This window comes from Streptomyces violens (assembly GCF_000717745.1).
GTDB lineage: Bacteria > Actinomycetota > Actinomycetes > Streptomycetales > Streptomycetaceae > Streptomyces > Streptomyces violens.
Genome location: NZ_JOBH01000011.1, coordinates 194,712 through 211,543, shown reverse-complemented (window position 1 = coordinate 211,543; position 16,832 = coordinate 194,712). Strand labels below are relative to the sequence as shown.

General features: G+C 71.6%; 15 protein-coding genes. 5 read left to right on the top strand and 10 right to left on the bottom strand.

Annotation, left to right across the window (positions count from 1 at the left end):
• The first annotated feature begins 119 nt into the window (after window positions 1–119).
• Complete coding sequence (locus tag IF04_RS0122955; RefSeq protein ID WP_051831474.1) at window positions 120–1,085, top strand: ScbA/BarX family gamma-butyrolactone biosynthesis protein; 966 nt, start codon at window positions 120–122, stop codon at window positions 1,083–1,085.
• Between the two features lie 17 nt (window positions 1,086–1,102).
• Here IF04_RS0122955 and IF04_RS0122950 read toward each other — a convergent pair whose 3' ends face one another.
• Both IF04_RS0122950 and IF04_RS0122945 read right to left on the bottom strand, forming a co-directional pair.
• Complete coding sequence (locus tag IF04_RS0122950) at window positions 1,103–3,460, bottom strand: bifunctional salicylyl-CoA 5-hydroxylase/oxidoreductase (RefSeq protein WP_030261063.1); 2,358 nt, start codon at window positions 3,458–3,460, stop codon at window positions 1,103–1,105.
• Window positions 3,457–4,284, bottom strand: a complete 828-nt coding sequence (locus tag IF04_RS0122945; RefSeq protein ID WP_030261060.1) for an enoyl-CoA hydratase family protein — start codon at window positions 4,282–4,284, stop codon at window positions 3,457–3,459. The genes IF04_RS0122950 and IF04_RS0122945 overlap by 4 nt, the downstream gene beginning before the upstream one ends.
• Before the next feature lie 249 nt (window positions 4,285–4,533).
• Between IF04_RS0122945 and IF04_RS0122940 the strand changes: the two genes are divergently transcribed.
• Window positions 4,534–4,959, top strand: coding sequence for an ATP-binding protein (locus IF04_RS0122940; RefSeq protein WP_030261058.1), 426 nt, complete (start codon window positions 4,534–4,536; stop codon window positions 4,957–4,959).
• A 165-nt stretch (window positions 4,960–5,124) separates the two neighbouring features.
• Here IF04_RS0122940 and IF04_RS0122935 read toward each other — a convergent pair whose 3' ends face one another.
• The 8 genes from IF04_RS0122935 to IF04_RS0122895 all read right to left on the bottom strand — a co-directional run bounded on the left by IF04_RS0122935 (window position 5,125) and on the right by IF04_RS0122895 (window position 13,224).
• Entirely contained in the window at window positions 5,125–6,564 is a 1,440-nt protein-coding gene (locus IF04_RS0122935) for an amino acid permease (protein WP_030261051.1), read from the bottom strand.
• Between the two features lie 219 nt (window positions 6,565–6,783).
• Complete coding sequence (gene argF / locus IF04_RS0122930; RefSeq protein WP_030261048.1) at window positions 6,784–7,788, bottom strand: ornithine carbamoyltransferase; 1,005 nt, start codon at window positions 7,786–7,788, stop codon at window positions 6,784–6,786.
• A 206-nt stretch (window positions 7,789–7,994) separates the two neighbouring features.
• A complete protein-coding gene (locus tag IF04_RS0122925; RefSeq protein ID WP_030261045.1) occupies window positions 7,995–9,221 on the bottom strand; it encodes an arginine deiminase in 1,227 nt (408 codons plus the stop codon).
• A gap of 122 nt (window positions 9,222–9,343) precedes the next feature.
• Window positions 9,344–10,267, bottom strand: a complete 924-nt coding sequence (locus IF04_RS0122920) for an LLM class F420-dependent oxidoreductase (RefSeq protein WP_030261042.1) — start codon at window positions 10,265–10,267, stop codon at window positions 9,344–9,346.
• Between the two features lie 151 nt (window positions 10,268–10,418).
• Window positions 10,419–10,886 carry a DUF6099 family protein gene (locus tag IF04_RS0122915; protein ID WP_030261040.1) on the bottom strand — a complete coding sequence of 156 codons (468 nt, stop codon included), beginning with the start codon at window positions 10,884–10,886 and terminating at the stop codon, window positions 10,419–10,421.
• A 131-nt stretch (window positions 10,887–11,017) separates the two neighbouring features.
• The gene (locus IF04_RS0122910) at window positions 11,018–11,362 is read right to left on the bottom strand and encodes a nucleotide pyrophosphohydrolase (protein ID WP_030261037.1); all 345 of its coding nucleotides are present in this window, start codon (window positions 11,360–11,362) and stop codon (window positions 11,018–11,020) included.
• Window positions 11,359–12,708, bottom strand: a complete 1,350-nt coding sequence (locus IF04_RS35985; RefSeq protein WP_037960343.1) for an AAA family ATPase — start codon at window positions 12,706–12,708, stop codon at window positions 11,359–11,361. The genes IF04_RS0122910 and IF04_RS35985 overlap by 4 nt, the downstream gene beginning before the upstream one ends.
• Window positions 12,709–12,834: 126 nt before the next feature.
• Window positions 12,835–13,224, bottom strand: coding sequence for a cell division protein SepF (locus IF04_RS0122895; RefSeq protein ID WP_030261034.1), 390 nt, complete (start codon window positions 13,222–13,224; stop codon window positions 12,835–12,837).
• A 194-nt stretch (window positions 13,225–13,418) separates the two neighbouring features.
• Here IF04_RS0122895 and IF04_RS0122890 point away from each other — a divergent pair, with 194 nt between their 5' ends.
• From IF04_RS0122890 to IF04_RS0122880, 3 genes are all read left to right on the top strand, one after another.
• Complete coding sequence (locus IF04_RS0122890) at window positions 13,419–14,675, top strand: SLC13 family permease (protein ID WP_030261031.1); 1,257 nt, start codon at window positions 13,419–13,421, stop codon at window positions 14,673–14,675.
• A gap of 125 nt (window positions 14,676–14,800) precedes the next feature.
• Window positions 14,801–14,935: a hypothetical protein gene (locus IF04_RS40135; RefSeq protein WP_281179687.1), complete on the top strand. Its 135-nt coding sequence runs from the start codon at window positions 14,801–14,803 to the stop codon at window positions 14,933–14,935.
• A 178-nt stretch (window positions 14,936–15,113) separates the two neighbouring features.
• Window positions 15,114–16,742: a M4 family metallopeptidase gene (locus tag IF04_RS0122880; RefSeq protein WP_245654474.1), complete on the top strand. Its 1,629-nt coding sequence runs from the start codon at window positions 15,114–15,116 to the stop codon at window positions 16,740–16,742.
• Window positions 16,743–16,832 lie beyond the last annotated feature (90 nt).

Genomic DNA, 16,832 nt, shown 5'->3' with positions numbered 1-16,832 from the left:
TAACACTTCTGCCCAGAGATTCACTCTGAGCACTAGAAAACAAACCAGACGGTTCGTATCTTGGGGTCGCAGGCGCTGAGTACGGGCGCACCCCGCGCCCGCCCAGGGAGGGAATCCGCATGACCGTCGTTCTGACCGTGCCGCACTCCGCCCCCCGCCGACCCGGCGCGCCTTCGGGGGACTCCGCAGCACTGACCACCACGGTTCCGCGGGAGTACGTCCATCGCAGCTCGGTCACCGAGGTGTTCCTCACGGACTGGCGCGGCAGAGGACCCGACGCCTGGACCGTCGACGCCCAATGGCCGCGCGCCCACAGCTTCTACGGCCCCGCGCACGGGCTGCACGACCCGCTGATGCTGGTGGAGACCGTACGGCAGGCCGGACTCCTGCTGAACCACGTCGGGCACGGCATACCACTGGGCCACCCGGTCATCTGGGGAAGCATGCGGTACACCGTCGCCCCCGAGGCCCTCGAGGTCGCCGCCACCCCCGCCGACCTCGAAGTACACGTGAACGACCACGACATCGTGCGGAGAGGCAGCCGGCTGTCCGGCATGCGGCAGACGTTCGAAGCCACGCGGGACGGCCGGCACCTGGGACGCGTCGAGTGCACCTTCACCTGCCACGCCCCCGCCGTCTACCGAAGATTGCGCGGCTCGTACGCCGACCTCGACCACACCCTCTCGCGCGTGATCCCGCCGGCCGCCCCCGTCCCTCCGGCGCTGGTCGGCCGGGACCGCACGGCCGACGTAGTGCTCTCCCCCACTGGCGAGACCGGCCGCTGGCAGCTGCGGACCGACATCACGCACCCGGTGCTCTTCGACCACCCCGTGGACCACGTGCCGGGAATGCTGATGGTCGAGGCCGCGCGGCAGGCCGCGTACGCCACCGTCGGGCCCGGCCACTCGACAGCCGTGGCAATGGACTGCTCCTTCGTCCGCTATGCCGAGCTGGACGTGCCCTGCTGGATACGTGCCCGGGCGCTGACCCCGGACGCGGCCGGCCTGCCGCGCGTGGCGGTGCGGGCCGAGCACGACGGTGACGCCGTTTTCACCGCCACCGTGACCTGCGCCCCCATCGGCTGAACGGCGGGCGCCCCACATCATCCGCCCAGCGTCAGCCGCTGTTTGGGGCCGTCCGTGCGGCCCGTCGGCGGGATGCGGCTGCCTGCCCGGTACGGCGCGGGCCACGGCGCACCGGGGCCGGAATACCCCTGTTCCGCGGCGGCGTGCAGGGTCCAGTTCGGGTCGTAGAGATGCGGCCGGGCCAGCGCGCACAGGTCGGCACGGCCCGCGAGAATCAGCGAATTGACGTCGTCCCAGGACGAGATGGCGCCGACCGCGATCACCGGGATTCGCACCGCGTTGCGGATGCGATCGGCGAACGGCGTCTGGTACGAGCGCCCGAACGCGGGCCGCTCGTCGGGGACCACCTGCCCCGTGGAGACGTCGATCGCGTCGGCTCCGTGCGCGGCGAAGGCCCGCGCGATCTCCACCGCGTCCTCGGCGGTGGTGCCGCCCGCCGCCCAGTCGGTGGCGGAGATCCGTACCGTCATGGGCCGCCCGGCCGGCCAGACGGCGCGTACCGCGTCGAAGACCTCCAGCGGGAAGCGCAGCCGCGCGGTGAGGTCGCCGCCGTAGGCGTCGGTGCGGTGGTTGGTGAGCGGCGAGAGGAAGCCGGAGAGCAGATAGCCGTGGGCGCAGTGCAGTTCGAGCAGGTCGAAGCCGGCGCGCGCGGCACGCTCGGCGGCGCGGACGAAGTCCTCGCGCACGCCGGCCAGCTCCTCGGTGGTGAGCGCGTGCGGTATCTGGTTGACGCCCGTGCGGTACGGGATCGGCGAGGCGGCGACGAGCGGCCAGTTGCCCTCCGGGAGCGGCTGGTCGATGCCCTCCCACATCAGCCGGGTCGAGCCCTTGCGGCCCGAGTGACCGAGCTGGACGCCGATCGCGGTGCCGGGCGCGCCGCCGTGCACGAAATCGGTGACCCGGCGCCAGGCGGCCTCGTGCTCCGGCGCGTACAACCCCGTGCACGCCGGCGTAATGCGGCCCTGGCGGCTGACGCAGACCATTTCCGTCATCACCAGGCCCGCGCCGCCCAGGGCCCGGGCGCCGAGATGGACGAGGTGGAAGTCGCCCGGCGTGCCGTCGGCGTCGGCGCTGTACATGTCCATCGGGGAGACGACGACACGGTTGCGCAGCGTCAGCCCGGCGAGCCGGAAGGGCGTGAACATCGGCGGCGTGCCGGGCGCCACACCGGCCTCCTCCTCGACCGCGGCGACGAAACGGGGATCGCGCAGCCGGAGGTTGTCATGGGTGACCCGGCGGCTGCGCGTGAGCAGGTTGAAGGCGAAGCGGCGGGGCGACTGATCGACGTACTGCGGGAGGTTCTCGAACCACTCCAGGCTGGCGCGCGCCGCACGCTGGGTGGACTCGACGACGGGCCGGCGCTCGGCCTCGTACGCGGCGAGCGCGTCGGGGAGTGCCGCATGCTCCTGCAGGCAGGCGGCGAGCGCGAGCGCGTCCTCGACCGCGAGCTTGGTGCCGGAGCCGATGGAGAAGTGGGCGGTGTGCGCGGCGTCACCGAGCAGCACGATGTTGCCGTGCGACCAGCGGGCGTTGGTGACCGTACGGAAGGCGGTCCAGGCGGAGTTGTTGCCGTGCAGCGGCCGGCCGCCCAGCGCGTCCGCGAAGATCTTGGCGCATTGGTCGACGGACTCCTCCACCGGACAGGCGTCCCAGCCGGCCCGCCGCCAGACGTCCTCGTGCGCCTCGACGATGACGGTACTGGCCCCGACTGGCAAGGGCGGCCCGGAGGGCCTCGTTGAGGGGCGGTGGTCGGGTGACGGGCGGGAGTACGGATATCCGTGCAGCTGCAGCACCCCGTGCGCGGTCTCGGCGATGTCGAAGCGGAAGGCATCGAAGGCCAGGTCGGCGGAGAGCCAGATGTAGCGGCAGCGGTGTGTGGTCAGGTGCGGGCGGAAGACGTCGGCGTGCGCGCCGCGGGTGGCGCTGTGCACGCCGTCGGCGGCGATCACCAGATCGTGGTCGCGGGCCAGGACGGCGGCAGGCGGCGCCTCGGTACGGAAGCGCAGCCGTACCCCGAGCGCGCGGCAGCGCTCGTGCAGCAGCTGGAGGAGGCGGCGCCGCCCGATGGCGGCGAAACCGTGGCCGCCGGAGGTGAGGGTGCGGCCGCGGTGCGCGATGTCGATGTTGTCCCAGCGCACGTACTCGCGGCGCAGCGCCTCGTGGACGACCGGGTCGGCCTGCTCGATGCCGCCCAGGGTCTCGTCCGAGAGGACCACCCCGAAGCCGAAGGTGTCGTCGGGCGCGTTGCGCTCCCAGACGGTCACCTCGCGGGCCGGATCCAGGCGCTTGAGCAGCACCGCCGCGTACAGGCCACCCGGACCGCCCCCGATGACGGCCACCCGGCCGCCGGGCGGCGCCCCGTCCCCGGGGCTCATTTCCCCTGCCACTTCGGGCTGCGCTTGGCGGTGAACGCCGCGTGGAACTCCGCGTAGTCCGAACTGTTCATCAGCAGCGCCTGGGTCGCCGCGTCCATCTCGACGGCCGCCGCGAGCGGCATGTCCAGCTCGGCGGTGAGCAGCGCCTTCGTCTGGGCGTGGGCGAGCGCCGGGCCGGCCGCGAGCCGGCGGGCCAGCGCGGCGGCCGCCTCGTGCGCCTTCCCCTCCTCGGCCAGCTCGCTGATCAGCCCGATCCGCTCGGCCTCGGGGGCCCGCACGGCCTCCCCCAGCATCAGCAGCCGGGTGGCGTGCCCGAGGCCGACGACGCGGGGCAGCAGGTAGGCCGCGCCCATGTCGCCGCCGGAGAGCCCGACCTTGGTGAAGAGGAAGGCGAAGCGCGCCGAGGGGTCGGCGACGCGGAAGTCGGCGGCGAGCGCGAGGACCGCGCCGGCCCCCGCGGCCACGCCGTGCACGGCCGCGATCACCGGGAACGGGCACTCCCGCAGCGCCCGTACGACCTGACCGGTCATCCGGTTGAAGTCCAGCAGCTGTCCGGTGTCCATCTCCAGCGTGGCGCCGATGATCTCGTCCACGTCGCCGCCGGAGCAGAAGCCGCGGCCCTCGCCGCCGAGCACCAGGGCACGTACGGCGCGTTCGCGGGAGAGCTCGGCGAGCAGATCGCGGAGGTCGGCGTATGCGCCGAAGGTGAGGGAGTTGAGGGTGTCCGGGCGCGCGAGGGTGACGGTGGCGACCCCGTCCTCCCTGGTCACGCGGAGGTGTTCCCATGCGTCGGTGGCGTGCGCGGAACCTGTGAACGGGCTCATGGGCGTCGTGCCCCCTTCAGCCGGAGGGCTGGTGCCTGGCGGTATCCGCCGGTATCCGGCGTTACCCGTCCCGGGAAGTTATCACGCAAGCGTGACCGCCGTCACGAGTACGCGATAAGGCATCACGAGTACGCGATGGGACGTGCGCCCGTTCCCGCGCGGTATCGCCACGAGCGGTGATGAGCCGATCGCACCGGAGGTTCGTACCGTTATAGGAGGACATCACGCCCCCGCGAACGGAACCGGACCTTGTCGGAGCCAGCCGCCCCGTCGTCCTGGCGGATCACGCTGCCGCACACCACTGCTGCGGTGCCGATCGCGCGTGCCCTGATCCGGATGGCGATCACGGACATGCGGGTGGCGGCGGACAGCGACACGGCCGAGCTGCTCACCGGCGAACTGGTGGCCAACGCCGTCGAGCACACCCCCGGGGACAAGCCGATCGAGCTGGTCATCGAGGTACTGCCGAGCGGCCACCAGCACGTGGAGGTGCACGACAACGACCCGGCGCCGGTCCAAGGGCTGGGCGACGACGCGCCCCCTGAGGTGGATCTGCTGGACGAGGGCGGCCGGGGGCTGCTGCTGATCCGCACCCTCAGCGCGGACTCCGGCTACCGGCCGACCGAACAGGGCAAGGCAGTGTGGTTCCGGCTTGAGGGGGAGCCGCCGGCTTGAGGGGAGCCGTCAGTTTGAGGCGGAGGTTATCCACAGGGCTGCGGTTGTCCACAGGGGCTGAGGCGTGTCGGGCGGGGTGGGTACGGTCGGGGGTGTGCGGTGGAGGTGGGGGAGGGGCCTTACCGCCGGTGGTTGGGGAGAGGGAGGGGCCCATGCCAGGGAAGTTCACCCCTTCGGCGGCACTTCGGCCACAGATTTCCCCGCACCACCCCCCAGCCGCGAATGCCGACGCCCGTACACCGCATACACCAGCGCCCCGACCACCAGGAACGCGGCGAACTGCAGCCAGGTGGCCGGGCCCGTGCCGTAGATCAGGTACAGGCAGAACGCGACCCCGAGCAGCGGGCTGAGCGGGAAGAGCGGCACCCGGAAGCGGCGCGGCAGGTCGGGCCGGGTGCGGCGCAGCCGCATGACACAGACGTTGACCACGGCCATGACCGCGAGGGTCCCGATGGTGGTCAGATTCATGACCACGTCCAGCGGCACCACCGCGGCCGGGACCGCGAAGACGACCGCGACGATCCAGGTGCCCCGGACCGGCGTCGACGTCTTCGGCGAGATCCGTTCGAACACCCGCGGGATCAGTCCGTCCCGGGACATGGACATCAGGATGCGGGTCTGGCCGTACATCACCGCGAGGACGACCGACGCGATGGCCACCACCGCGCCGAAGGCGATGATCCCGCCGCCCAGTGCCGAGCCGGTGACCCGGTCGACGATCAGGGAGAGCGCGGCGGGCTTGTCGGCGACGTCGTCCGCGGAGAGCGCGCCGATCGCGGCGAGCGCGACCAGGCAGTACAGCACGGTGACGATGCCGATGCAGATCAGGATCGCGGCGGGGACGTTCCGCCGCGGGTTCCTGACCTCCTCGCCCGCCGTGGTGACCGCGTCGAAGCCGATGTACGAGAAGAACGCGAGCGAGGCGCCGGAGGTGATGCCGGCGGCGCCCTGCGCGGCGAACGGCGAGAGGTTGCCGTCCTGGAAGGCGGTGAAGGCGATCACGCAGAAGAGGATCAGTACGCCGATTTTCAGGACGGCCATCGCGGCGGTGGCGCGGGCGCTCTCCCGGATGCCGCGCGCGAGGAGCGTGGCGGCGAGCAGCATGACGACCACGGCCGGGACGTTGACGATGCCGCCGTCACCGGGCGGCGCGGACAGTGCGGCGGGCAGCTGCCACCCGACCAGGCTGTCCAGCAGCTCGTTGAGGTACTGGCCCCAGCCCACCGAGACCGCCGAGACGGACACGCCGTACTCCAGCAGCAGGCACCAGCCGACGAGGAAGGCGGTGCGCTCGCCGAGCGTGGCGTACGCGTAGGAGTACGAGCTGCCGGACACCGGGATCGCGCCGCCCAGCTCGGCGAAGGAGAACGCGGTGAAGACGCAGGTGATCGCGGCGAGCACGAAGGAGACGACGACGGCGGGGCCTGCCTCGGCGACCGTGTCCGACAGGCCGACGAAGATGCCCGTGCCGACGATCGCGCCGACACCGAAGCACACGAGCTGGAAGAGGCCCATGGTGCGCTTGAGGCCGTGGCCTTCGAGATCCGCGCCGGATTCGGCGACGAGCAGGTCGGGGGACTTGATGCGCAGTCCGGACGCGGACATGGGGTGGTTCTCTTCCTGGTGGTACGACGTGCCCGGCGGGGTGGGCGGGCACGGAGAAGGGGACGGGCTGGTGAGCCCGTCCCCCTGAGTTCGGTTCGATGGTAACCGAAATGGTGCATGATCGCCCATTGAGGCGTATTTCTATGCGCCCTTCCCTGACCTTCTCCGCGGCCTTCTCTGCGTTCTCCTCTGCGGCCTTCTCTACGGTCTTCTCTACGGTCAGCGTCCGAGCGTCGCGACCATGACCGCCTTGATCGTGTGCATCCGGTTCTCCGCCTCGTCGAAGACGACGGAGTGCTCGGACTCGAAGACCTCGTCGGTGACCTCGAGCGACTCCAGGCCGTGCTGGGCGTAGATCTCGCGGCCGACGGCCGTGCCGAGGTCGTGGAAGGCCGGCAGGCAGTGCAGGAACTTCACGTTCTCCTTGCCCGTGGCGCGCAGCACGTCCATCGTCACGGCGTGCGGGCTGAGCAGCGCGATCCGCTCGTCCCAGACCTCCTTCGGCTCGCCCATCGACACCCAGATGTCGGTGGCGACGAAGTCCGCGCCGCGCACACCTTCGGCGACGTCCTCGGTGAGGGTCAGCCGGGCGCCGCTCTGCTCCGCGAGCTTCCGGGCGCCGGCGATCACCGACTCCTCGGGCCACAGCTTCTTCGGCGCCACGATACGTACGTCCATGCCGAGCAGGGCGCCGGTGACCAGGTAGGAGTTGCCCATGTTGTACCGGGCGTCGCCGAGGTACGCGAAGGACAGGTCCGTGAGCTCCCGGCCGGGGCTGTGCTCGATCATGGTGAGTACGTCGGCGAGCATCTGGGTGGGGTGCCACTCGTCGGTCAGGCCGTTGTAGACGGGCACGCCGGCGTGCGCGGCCAGCTCCTCGACGTTCGCCTGGGCGCTGCCGCGGTACTCGATCCCGTCGAACATCCGGCCGAGCACGCGAGCGGTGTCCTTCACCGACTCCTTGTGCCCGATCTGCGAGCCGGAGGGGTCCAGATACGTCGTGTGGGCGCCCTGGTCGGCGGCCGCGACCTCGAAGGAGCAGCGGGTGCGGGTGGAGGTCTTCTCGAAGATCAGGGCGATGTTGCGCCCCTTCAGCCGCTGCTCCTCGGTGCCCGCGCGCTTCGCGGCCTTCAGCTCCGCCGCAAGGTCGATCAGATGGCGGAACTCCTCGGCGGTGAAGTCCAGCTCCTTGAGGAAATGGCGGCCCGTGAGGTCAATCGCCATGGCAGGCTCCTAGGTCGCGGTGAACGGGTCGGGTACGGCCTTGCGGCCGCGTCGGGTACGACTTCGCGGTCTTGCGGTCGCATCGGATGCGTCCTTGCGGTCGAATTATGGAAGTGTATACGACGACACGCATTCCTATTCAATGAGCCGCAAGCCACGGGCCGCAAGCCACGAGCCACGGGACCGAGCCGGGACCGCCCGCCGTCTCACCCGATCCCGTCCCGCTCCACCGGACAGCTCATGCAGCGCGGCCCGCCGCGGCCCCGCCCCAGCTCGCTCCCCGGGATCGTGATCACCTCGATCCCGCGCTTCCGTAGAAACGTATTGGTCGTCACGTTTCGCTCGTACGCCACCACCACCCCCGGCTCCACCGCCAGCACATTGCAGCCGTCGTCCCACTGCTCGCGCTCCGCCGCGTGCACGTCCTGCGTCGCGGTCAGCACCCGCACACCGTCCAGGCCGAGCGCCGCCGCGATCGCCCGGTGCATGTGCTCCGGCGGGTGATCGGTGACCTTCAGCTCCTGCTCGCTCGCGCCCGGCTCGATCGTGTACGAGCGCAGCATCCCCAGCCCCGCGTACTGCGTGAACGTATCGCCGTCCACCATCGTCATCACCGTGTCCAGATGCATGAAAGCGCGCCGCTTGGGCATGTCCAGCGCCACGATCGTCTCCGCGGAGCCGGCCGCGAACAGCCCGCGGGCCAGCATCTCCACCGCCTGCGGCGTGGTCCGCTCGCTCATCCCGATCAGCACCGCGCCATTGCCGATCACCAGCACGTCGCCGCCCTCGATCGTGGACGGATACGCCGCCTGGCCCTCGGACCACACGTGGAAACGTTCGTGCGTGAAGAGTGGGTGGTACCGGTAGATCGCCTCGTAATGGACCGTCTCGCGCTGCCGTGCGGGCCAGCGCATCGCGTTCACCGACACCCCGTCGTACACCCACGCCGAGGTGTCCCGCGCGAAGAGATGGTTCGGCAGCGGCGGCAGCAGGAAGTCGTCCAGATCCATCACATGGAACCGCACCGACGTCGGCTCGGGGTTGCGTTCCAGGAACTCCCGCTTGGTCATCCCGCCGATCAGCGCCTCGACCAGCTCCGCGAGCGGCAGCTCGTCGAACGCGGTCCGGAGGTGGTCGGTGGCCAGCGGCCCGTACTCCTTCTCGTTGAAGACCCGGTCCAGCACCAGCGCCCGCGCCTCCGGGATGCGCAGGCTCTCCGCCAGCAGATCCCCGAAGAGGTGTACCTCGACGCCGCGGTCGCGCAGGGTGTCGGCGAAGGCGTCGTGCTCGGCCCGCGCGCGCCGCACCCACAGCACGTCGTCGAAGAGCAGTGCGTCCTTGTTGGACGGGGTGAGGCGCTTCAGCTCCAGGTCGGGGCGGTGCAGGATGACCCGGCGGAGGTGACCGACCTCTGAGTCGACATGGAATCCCATCCCTCCATCCTGGCCGGATTCGACGATGATCACTCGGTATCGGGGAAGGTGGGTGCGGCGCGGCCCCTGGGGTCCCGAGGGGCCAGAGGCCCGCCGCGCAGCTCCCTCGCTCGGCCGGGCGATCAGCTCAGCTGGCTCTGTACCTGCGAGGAGATGATCTCCAGGTGGTCCAGGTCGTCGAGGTCCAGCAGCTGGAGGTAGAAGCGGGAGGCCCCGGCCTCCGCGTACCGGCCGATCTTGTCGACCACCTCGGCGGGCGAACCCGCCAGGCCGTTCGCCTTCAGCTCCGCCACGTCCCGCCCGATGGCCGCGGCGCGCCGCGCCACCTCGGCGTCGTCCTTGCCCACGCAGGCGACCAGCGCGTTGGAGTACACCAGGTCGTCGCCCTTGCGGCCGATCGCCTCGGCCGCCGCCCGCACCCGCCCGAACTGCCGCTGGGTGTCCTCGAGGGAGGCGAAGGGGATGTTGAACTCGTCGGCGTACCGCGCGGCCAGCCGCGGCGTACGCGTCGCACCGTGCCCGCCGATCAGCACCGGCACCTTGCGCTGCGCGGGCTTCGGCAGCGCCGGGGACTTCTCGAGCTGGTAGTACGTCCCGTCGTACGAGAACTCCTCGCCGACCGGCGTTTCCCACAGCCCCGTGACGATCGCGAGCTGCTCCTCCAGCCGCGCGAACTTCTCCTTGGGGAACGGGATGCCGTACGCCTTGTGCTCCTCCTCGAACCAGCCCGCGCCCAGCCCCAGCTCGACCCGGCCGCCGGACATCTGGTCCACCTGCGCGACCTGGATGGCGAGCACGCCGGGCAGCCGGAACGTGCCGGCGGTCATCAGCGTGCCGAGGCGGATGCGCTTCGTCTCGCGGGCGAGACCGGCGAGCGTGATCCAGGCGTCGGTGGGCCCGGGCAGCCCGTCCGCCGCGCCCATCCGCAGATAGTGATCCGACCGGAAGAACGCGTCGAAGCCGAGGTCCTCGGTGGCCTTGGCGACGGTGAGGAGGGTGTCGTAGCTGGCGCCCTGCTGCGGCTCAGTAAAAATTCGCAGATCCATCCCCCTATCTTCCCCCTCCCCTCCCCCCACCCCCCGCACCACCACCCACCAACCCACCACTCACCAACCCGCCGCCCGCCGTCCGCCGCCCGCCACCCGCCGCGGCCGAACTTCTCCTCCGGGCCGGTTCGCCTCAGGCTCGGACTCCCCGTCAGGCCATGTCCCGGTCGTGGGGTCGGTCACGCACCAGGAGTTGCTTGAGGATCGCGGCGGCGCGGTCGCGGGATTCGTCGGCTGCGTCCATTGCCTCCACGCAGGTCCAGTAGAGGCCGTCCTCCTCCGCCGCGCAGACGACGCTCACCAGGGCCTCGCAGACCTCGGCCAGCAGGCCGCACAGGTCCGTCAAGGCGAGCTTGCTGTCCTGGACTTCGGACAGCTGCGCCGCCCTGGGGCCGTACGATCTCGGCACCGGACACAGCACCGCTGCACCCGACCGGCCTCCCGCCTCGCCCAGCCTCCGCGCCTTGGCCCGCACCTCGAACGGTCCCGATATCGCCAGGAGGCTGCCGACCGCCTCCGCCAGGGCCTGCGCCTGCCACGCCTCTATGACGATGTCCTGGACCGTCCGCGCCTGGGCCAGACCGTGCCGACTGGCCGCGATGATCCGCACCGCATCCATGCACGACCCCTTCCCTTGCCTCGTCCGCTGCCTTGCGCACACCTGCCACTACCCAGAGTGAACTGGAACCGCCGAAAGCGCTAGAGTAATTCGCAAATCTGTGGACAACTAAGGCGAGTTTGCGAGATCCATCACTCCGGAGAGTGACGGCCGGGGCGATTCGCGGGGAATCGTTCCTCATTGCGCTCGATCTTCGCGGCGAGCGCGGCCGCCGCGTCGATGCCCAGGACGCCGCAGAACTGGAGCAAGTACGCCAGCACATCCGCCACTTCGTCCTCGACCCGCGCCGCGGCCGCCGGGTCGGTCATGATCTTGGCGGACTGCTCCGGCGTCAGCCACTGGAAAATCTCGACCAGTTCGGACGCCTCGACGCTGAGCGCCGCGGCGAGGTTCTTCGGGGTGTGGTACTGCTGCCAGTCCCGGGCCGCCGCGAAGTCGGCCAGCCGGCGCTGCAAGGTCTGAAGATCTTCACTCATGCCCCCAGGTGTAGCACCCCGACCTCCGGCAGCCGGGCGGCGGCCGAGGCGTCCGTGACCGTCCCCAGCAGCCGGACGTGGCCGCGCGCCGCCATCCGTACGGCCAGCGCGAACAGCTCGGCCGACTGCCGCCCGTCCAGGCAGCGGTCCAGCCCGTCCACCACCACGGTCAGCACCTGACGGGCCGGCAGCACCTCGGTCACCGGGTCGACGGCCAGCACGCCGGGGCCGGTCAGCAGCACCAGCGCCAGCGCGAGATAGCGCAGTTCACCGTCGCCCAGCCAGTCCACGGGCAGCGCCCCGCGCGCGCCGCCCCGCTCCAGCACGGCCCGGACCGCCGGCACGTCGCCCGCCCGGCCCGCGTCCCGCCGTACGCCGGGCTCCGCGCGGAGCCCCTGTACCGGGCCCGGGCAGCCGGCGCGTACCGCGTCGACGAGCGCCGCGTGGCGGGTGGTGCACTCCCGGCTGGTGCGCTCCAGTACGGCGGCGAGATTGCCGCAGTCCGACCGCAGCCGTGCGCCTTCGGGGGCGTCCACCACGCCCGCCCGCTGAGCCACGCGCGCACCCGAAGACGCACCCGAAGTGCCCGACGCGCCCGAAGACGTACTCGAAGTGCCCGACGCGCCTGAAGGTGTGCCCGTCACGGAGCCTGCGCCCCGGGCCACCGCACGTACCGCCTCGGGGCGCGGGTCGCAGAGGAAGGAGGAGCGCAGGGCGATCAGGGTTTGTTCGGCGGCGGCCAGCACCAGGCGCTGGCCCGCTGTCGTGCCCGCGACGCGCAGCGGCAGCAGTGCGGTGCCCAGCCGGTCGTCGGGGAGCGGCGCGCGGGTGACGGGTGTGGCACCGGCGGTGTGCCACGCGGCCTGGACCGTGCGGCGGCCGGGGTCGGTGAGCGCGGTGGTGAACAGCGTCCGTCCGCCGCCGGTGAGCCGTTCGCCGGCGATCCGCAGCTCCGGTTCCGTCTGTACGGCGAGGTCGAGGCGGGTCGGGCCGGCCGGTCCGTCGACCGTGCAGCCGAGGCGGAAGCCGCGCCGCCCCTGCGCGTCCGGCGCGGCCCACTCCGGTACGCAGGCCGCGGCGCCGCCCGGTACGGCGGCGAGCGCCCGGTCCAGCGGCTCGCCGGCGCCGAGCCGGACGAGCAGCCCGTACGCCTGCAGCACGCTCGACTTGCCGCTGCCGCTCGGCCCGGCGAGCAGCGTGAGGGGCCCGAGCGGGTACGTCGCGCCGCGGTGCGACTTGAAGGCGGAGAGGCGCAGCTCGGTGACGAGGGGGCGGGTCGGCCCGCTCGCCTCGGCCGGGTGGGGCGAGCCGCTCACTTCGACGCTCTGGGCCGCGCCCACGGCCATAGTCTCCGGCGTCGCATCGTCCGTACCGCTCCAGGGGTCCATGCCGGGAACGCTAGAGAGCCGGGTCGCCGGAGAACCGTTACGCCGGACGGCCGTTCCTACGAATGGGGGACGCCGGCGCTGCGCCTACGGGCGCGGCGCCGCCCCGGCCCGCGGTTCGTCGACCTCCGTGCCGATCGGGGCGAGCAGGAAGACGTTGGTGTCGACGCGGTGCATACCGCTGCCGATGCCGAAGACGACGCCGCTGGAGAAGTCGAGGATGCGCTTGGCCACATCCGTGTCGGCGCTGCTCAGGTCGAGCAGCACGGGCACTTGGGCCATGAGGTGCTCGGCGACCTCGCGGGCGTCGGCGAAGGTCTGGACGCGGATGACGATGAACCGGCGGGACGCCTCGCTCGGTTCGTCGTCGGGCAGGGCTCGGTGGTCGGGCCACGAGGGCCACTCGCGGCCGCCGCGCAGCGGGACGACCTCAGCGAGGCCCTCCCACTGTTCGTCGGTGGCGTCGGGGCGGGTCACCGGATCACCTCGCTCGCAAGGGCGCTGGGCAGCTGCGGTATCTGCATCGAGCAATTCTAGGGATATACATACAAACCTGACGGGGCATGACACGCGTTCGGCGTCACCCGTTGCCCCCATCCTGCACCATGACGCCTGGCCAGCGCATACTCTGCGACATTTGTCCGACCCTTGCGGACCGGAAAGGACCGACTCTGAACACCCCCTTCGCGGAAGCGCTCTCCGCGGCACTGCTCGTCGTCGTACTCGTCTGCGCGGTCGTACGGCCGTTCCGGCTGCCGGAGGCGGCCGTCGCGGTACCGGCCGCCGGCATCGTCCTCGCGACCGGGGCGATCCCGCTGGCGCACGCGCGCGAGGAGGCCGCGCGGCTCGGCCCCGTGATCGGCTTCCTCGCGGCCGTACTGGTGCTGGCTCGGCTGTGCGCCGACGAAGGGCTCTTCGAGGCGTGCGGCGCCTGGATGGCGCGGGCGGCGGCGGGCAGTCCCCGGCGGCTGCTGACCGCCGTCTTCGGCCTGGCCTCGGCGATCACCGCGGTACTGAGCCTGGACGCCACCGTCGTACTGCTCACCCCCGTCGTCTTCGCCACCGCCGCCCGGCTGGGCGCCCGCGCGCGCCCGCACGTCTACGCCTGCACGCACCTCTCGAACACCGCCTCGCTCCTCCTCCCGGTCTCCAACCTCACGAACCTGCTCGCCTTCACGGCGAGCGGGCTGAGCTTCACCCGGTTCGCCGCGCTGATGGTGCTGCCGTGGCTGGTCGCCATCGGTACCGAGTACGTGGTCTTCCGCCGTTACTTCGCCGCCGACCTGGATGCGGGCGCCATGCCGCCGGCAGCCGCGGAGCCCCCGTCCGTACCCGTGTTCGCGCTGATCACCGTCGCCTGCACGCTGGCCGGTTTCGTGCTCGCCTCCGCGCTCGGCATCGACCCGGCGTGGGCGGCGGCGGCCGGCGCGCTGGTCCTCGCGGCCCGCACGCTCGCCCGCCGCCGCACCACCGTCCGCGCCGTCCTGGGATCGCTCTCGCTGCCGTTCCTCGCCTTCGTGCTGTCGCTCGGCATCGTCGTGCGCGCGGTGGTCGACAACGGGCTCGCCGACGCGCTCGGCCGTCTGGTCCCCGACAGCACGTCGCTGCCCGCACTGCTCGGCGTCGCCGCACTGGCCGCCGTACTCGCCAACGTGATCAACAACCTGCCCGCGGTACTCGTCCTGATCCCGCTCACCGCCCCGAGCGGCCCCGGCGCCGTGCTCGCGGTCCTGCTCGGCGTCAACATCGGACCGAACCTCACCTACGCGGGATCCCTGGCCACACTCCTGTGGCGACGCATCCTGCACGCGCACGACACGGATGTGGTGCTCAAGGACTTCACCCGACTCGGCCTGATCACGGTGCCCGCCGCGCTGTCCCTCGCGGTGGTGGCCCTGTGGGGCGCGCTGCGCATCATCGGGGCCTGAGCCCGCGCGCCGGCAGTTCCGCCAGGGCGGTACCGGACTCGGGGGCGATCTCCAGTCGACGCTGCCGCTCCGCTTCGAGCTGCACCCGGGGGCGCGCTTCCCGCTGTACTCCACAGGTCCCCTCCGTGCGCCTCCCCGACGCGCGCATCGGGGAACTCGCTCCGCGGGTCAAGGAGATCGCGGAGCAGGTGGCGCAGGTCGTGCCGTCGGAGCGGACGATGCAGCCGGCGCGGTACGTCCTGGAAGGGGACGACGCGTAGGACCGGTGCCGGGCATGTGCCCGTCGTGGGCAGGGTATGGACAGCCTGTTGTCATGGCGTTGTCATGGACGCCCCATGTGCATTGTCATGGACGCTTAATGTGACTCGCCCTCAGCGCGCCGGACACGTGCCGGCCGCTGCCCCGCCGCCCCCGAGGAGTCCGATGAGATCGAGTTCCATGAGATCGAGAACGCGCCTCGCCACCAGCGTCATAGCCACGGCGGCGGCCGCTCTGGTCGCCGCCACCCTGCCTGCCACCGCCACCACCCGGCCGGCCCCCGACCGCGCCGAAGCCGTCCGCAGCGCCGACGCCGCGCTCGCCGCGCACGCCACCCAACTCGCCGTCACCGCCGGCCAGGACACCTCCGTACGCGACGTCGTCATCGACTCCGACGGCAGCCGGCACGTCCGCTACGACCGGACCTTCAGCGGCATCCCCGTACTCGGCGGCGACCTGGTCGTCCACCTCTCCCCCGACGGCGACTACCGCGGCGCCTCCCGGGCCACCCGCAGCGACCTCGCCGTCCCCACCGTCAAGCCCCTGATCAGCGCGACGAAGGCCGCGGGGCTGGGCACCTCGGCGCTGCGCGCCGCCAACTCCGGTACCGCGCTGAGCAAGGTCGCCGCCAAGCCGCTGCTGGTCATCGACGCGCTGCACGGCGCCCCGCAGCTCGCCTGGCGGACCACCGCCGCCGGCCAGGACGAGCGGGGCAACCCCGCGGCACACGTCGTGCTCACCAACGCCCGTACCGGCAAGGCGATCGACTCCTGGGACCGGCTGGAGACCGTGACCGGCGACGGCAAGTCGCTGTACGGCGGGACCGTGCCGCTGGAGACCACGCAGTCCGGCAGCTCGTACCAGCTCAAGGACGCCACCCGCGGCGGGACTTACACCGGGGACGCGCAGAACAAGACGGACTCCTGCATCCTCGGCATCTGCTGGGGCCGCGCCCCCGCCGCCCTCTTCACCGACGCGGACAACCACTGGGGCAGCGGCACCACCGCCGACCGCGCCTCGGCCGCGGTGGACGCCCAGTACGGCACGGACACCACCTGGGACTACTTCAAGAACGTGCACGGCAGGAACGGCATCGCCGGGGACGGCAAGGGCTCGTACAACCGCGTGCACTACGGCAGCGGCTACAACAACGCCTTCTGGGACGACAGCTGCTTCTGCATGACGTACGGGGACGGCGACGGCAAGGTCTTCGGGCCGCTGGTCTCGCTCGACGTCGCCGGGCACGAGATGTCCCACGGCGTCACCGCGGCCACCGCGAACCTCACCTACTCCGGCGAGTCCGGCGGCCTCAACGAGGCGACCTCCGACATCTTCGGCACCTTCGTGGAGTTCTCCGCGAAGAACGCGAGCGACCCCGGTGACTACCTCATCGGAGAGAAGATCGTCCGCCCGGACTTCGGGCAGGCCGCGCTGCGCTACATGGACAAGCCGTCCAAGGACACGAAGTCCGCGGACTGCTGGAACTCCAAGGTGAAGGACCTCGACGTGCACTACTCGTCCGGGGTCGCCAACCACTTCGCGTATCTGCTCGCCGAGGGCAGCGGCCAGAAGGTCATCGGCGGGGTCACCCACAACTCCCCCACCTGCGACGGCAGTACGGTGCAGGGCATCGGCAAGGACAAGGTCGGCAAGATCTGGTACCGGGCGCTGACGGTCTACATGACGTCCGGGACCAACTACGCCGCGGCCCGCACGGCCACGCTGAACGCGGCGAAGGACCTGTACGGCGCGGGCAGCGCCGAGCAGAACGCGGTGGCGGCGGCCTGGTCGGCGGTCTCCGTCGGCTGACGCGCCGTCAGGCATGGACGGACCGTACCGGTCGGGTGGCCACGCCGCCCGGCCGGTACGGTCGCCGGACCGGCCGGTACCGTTGCCGAC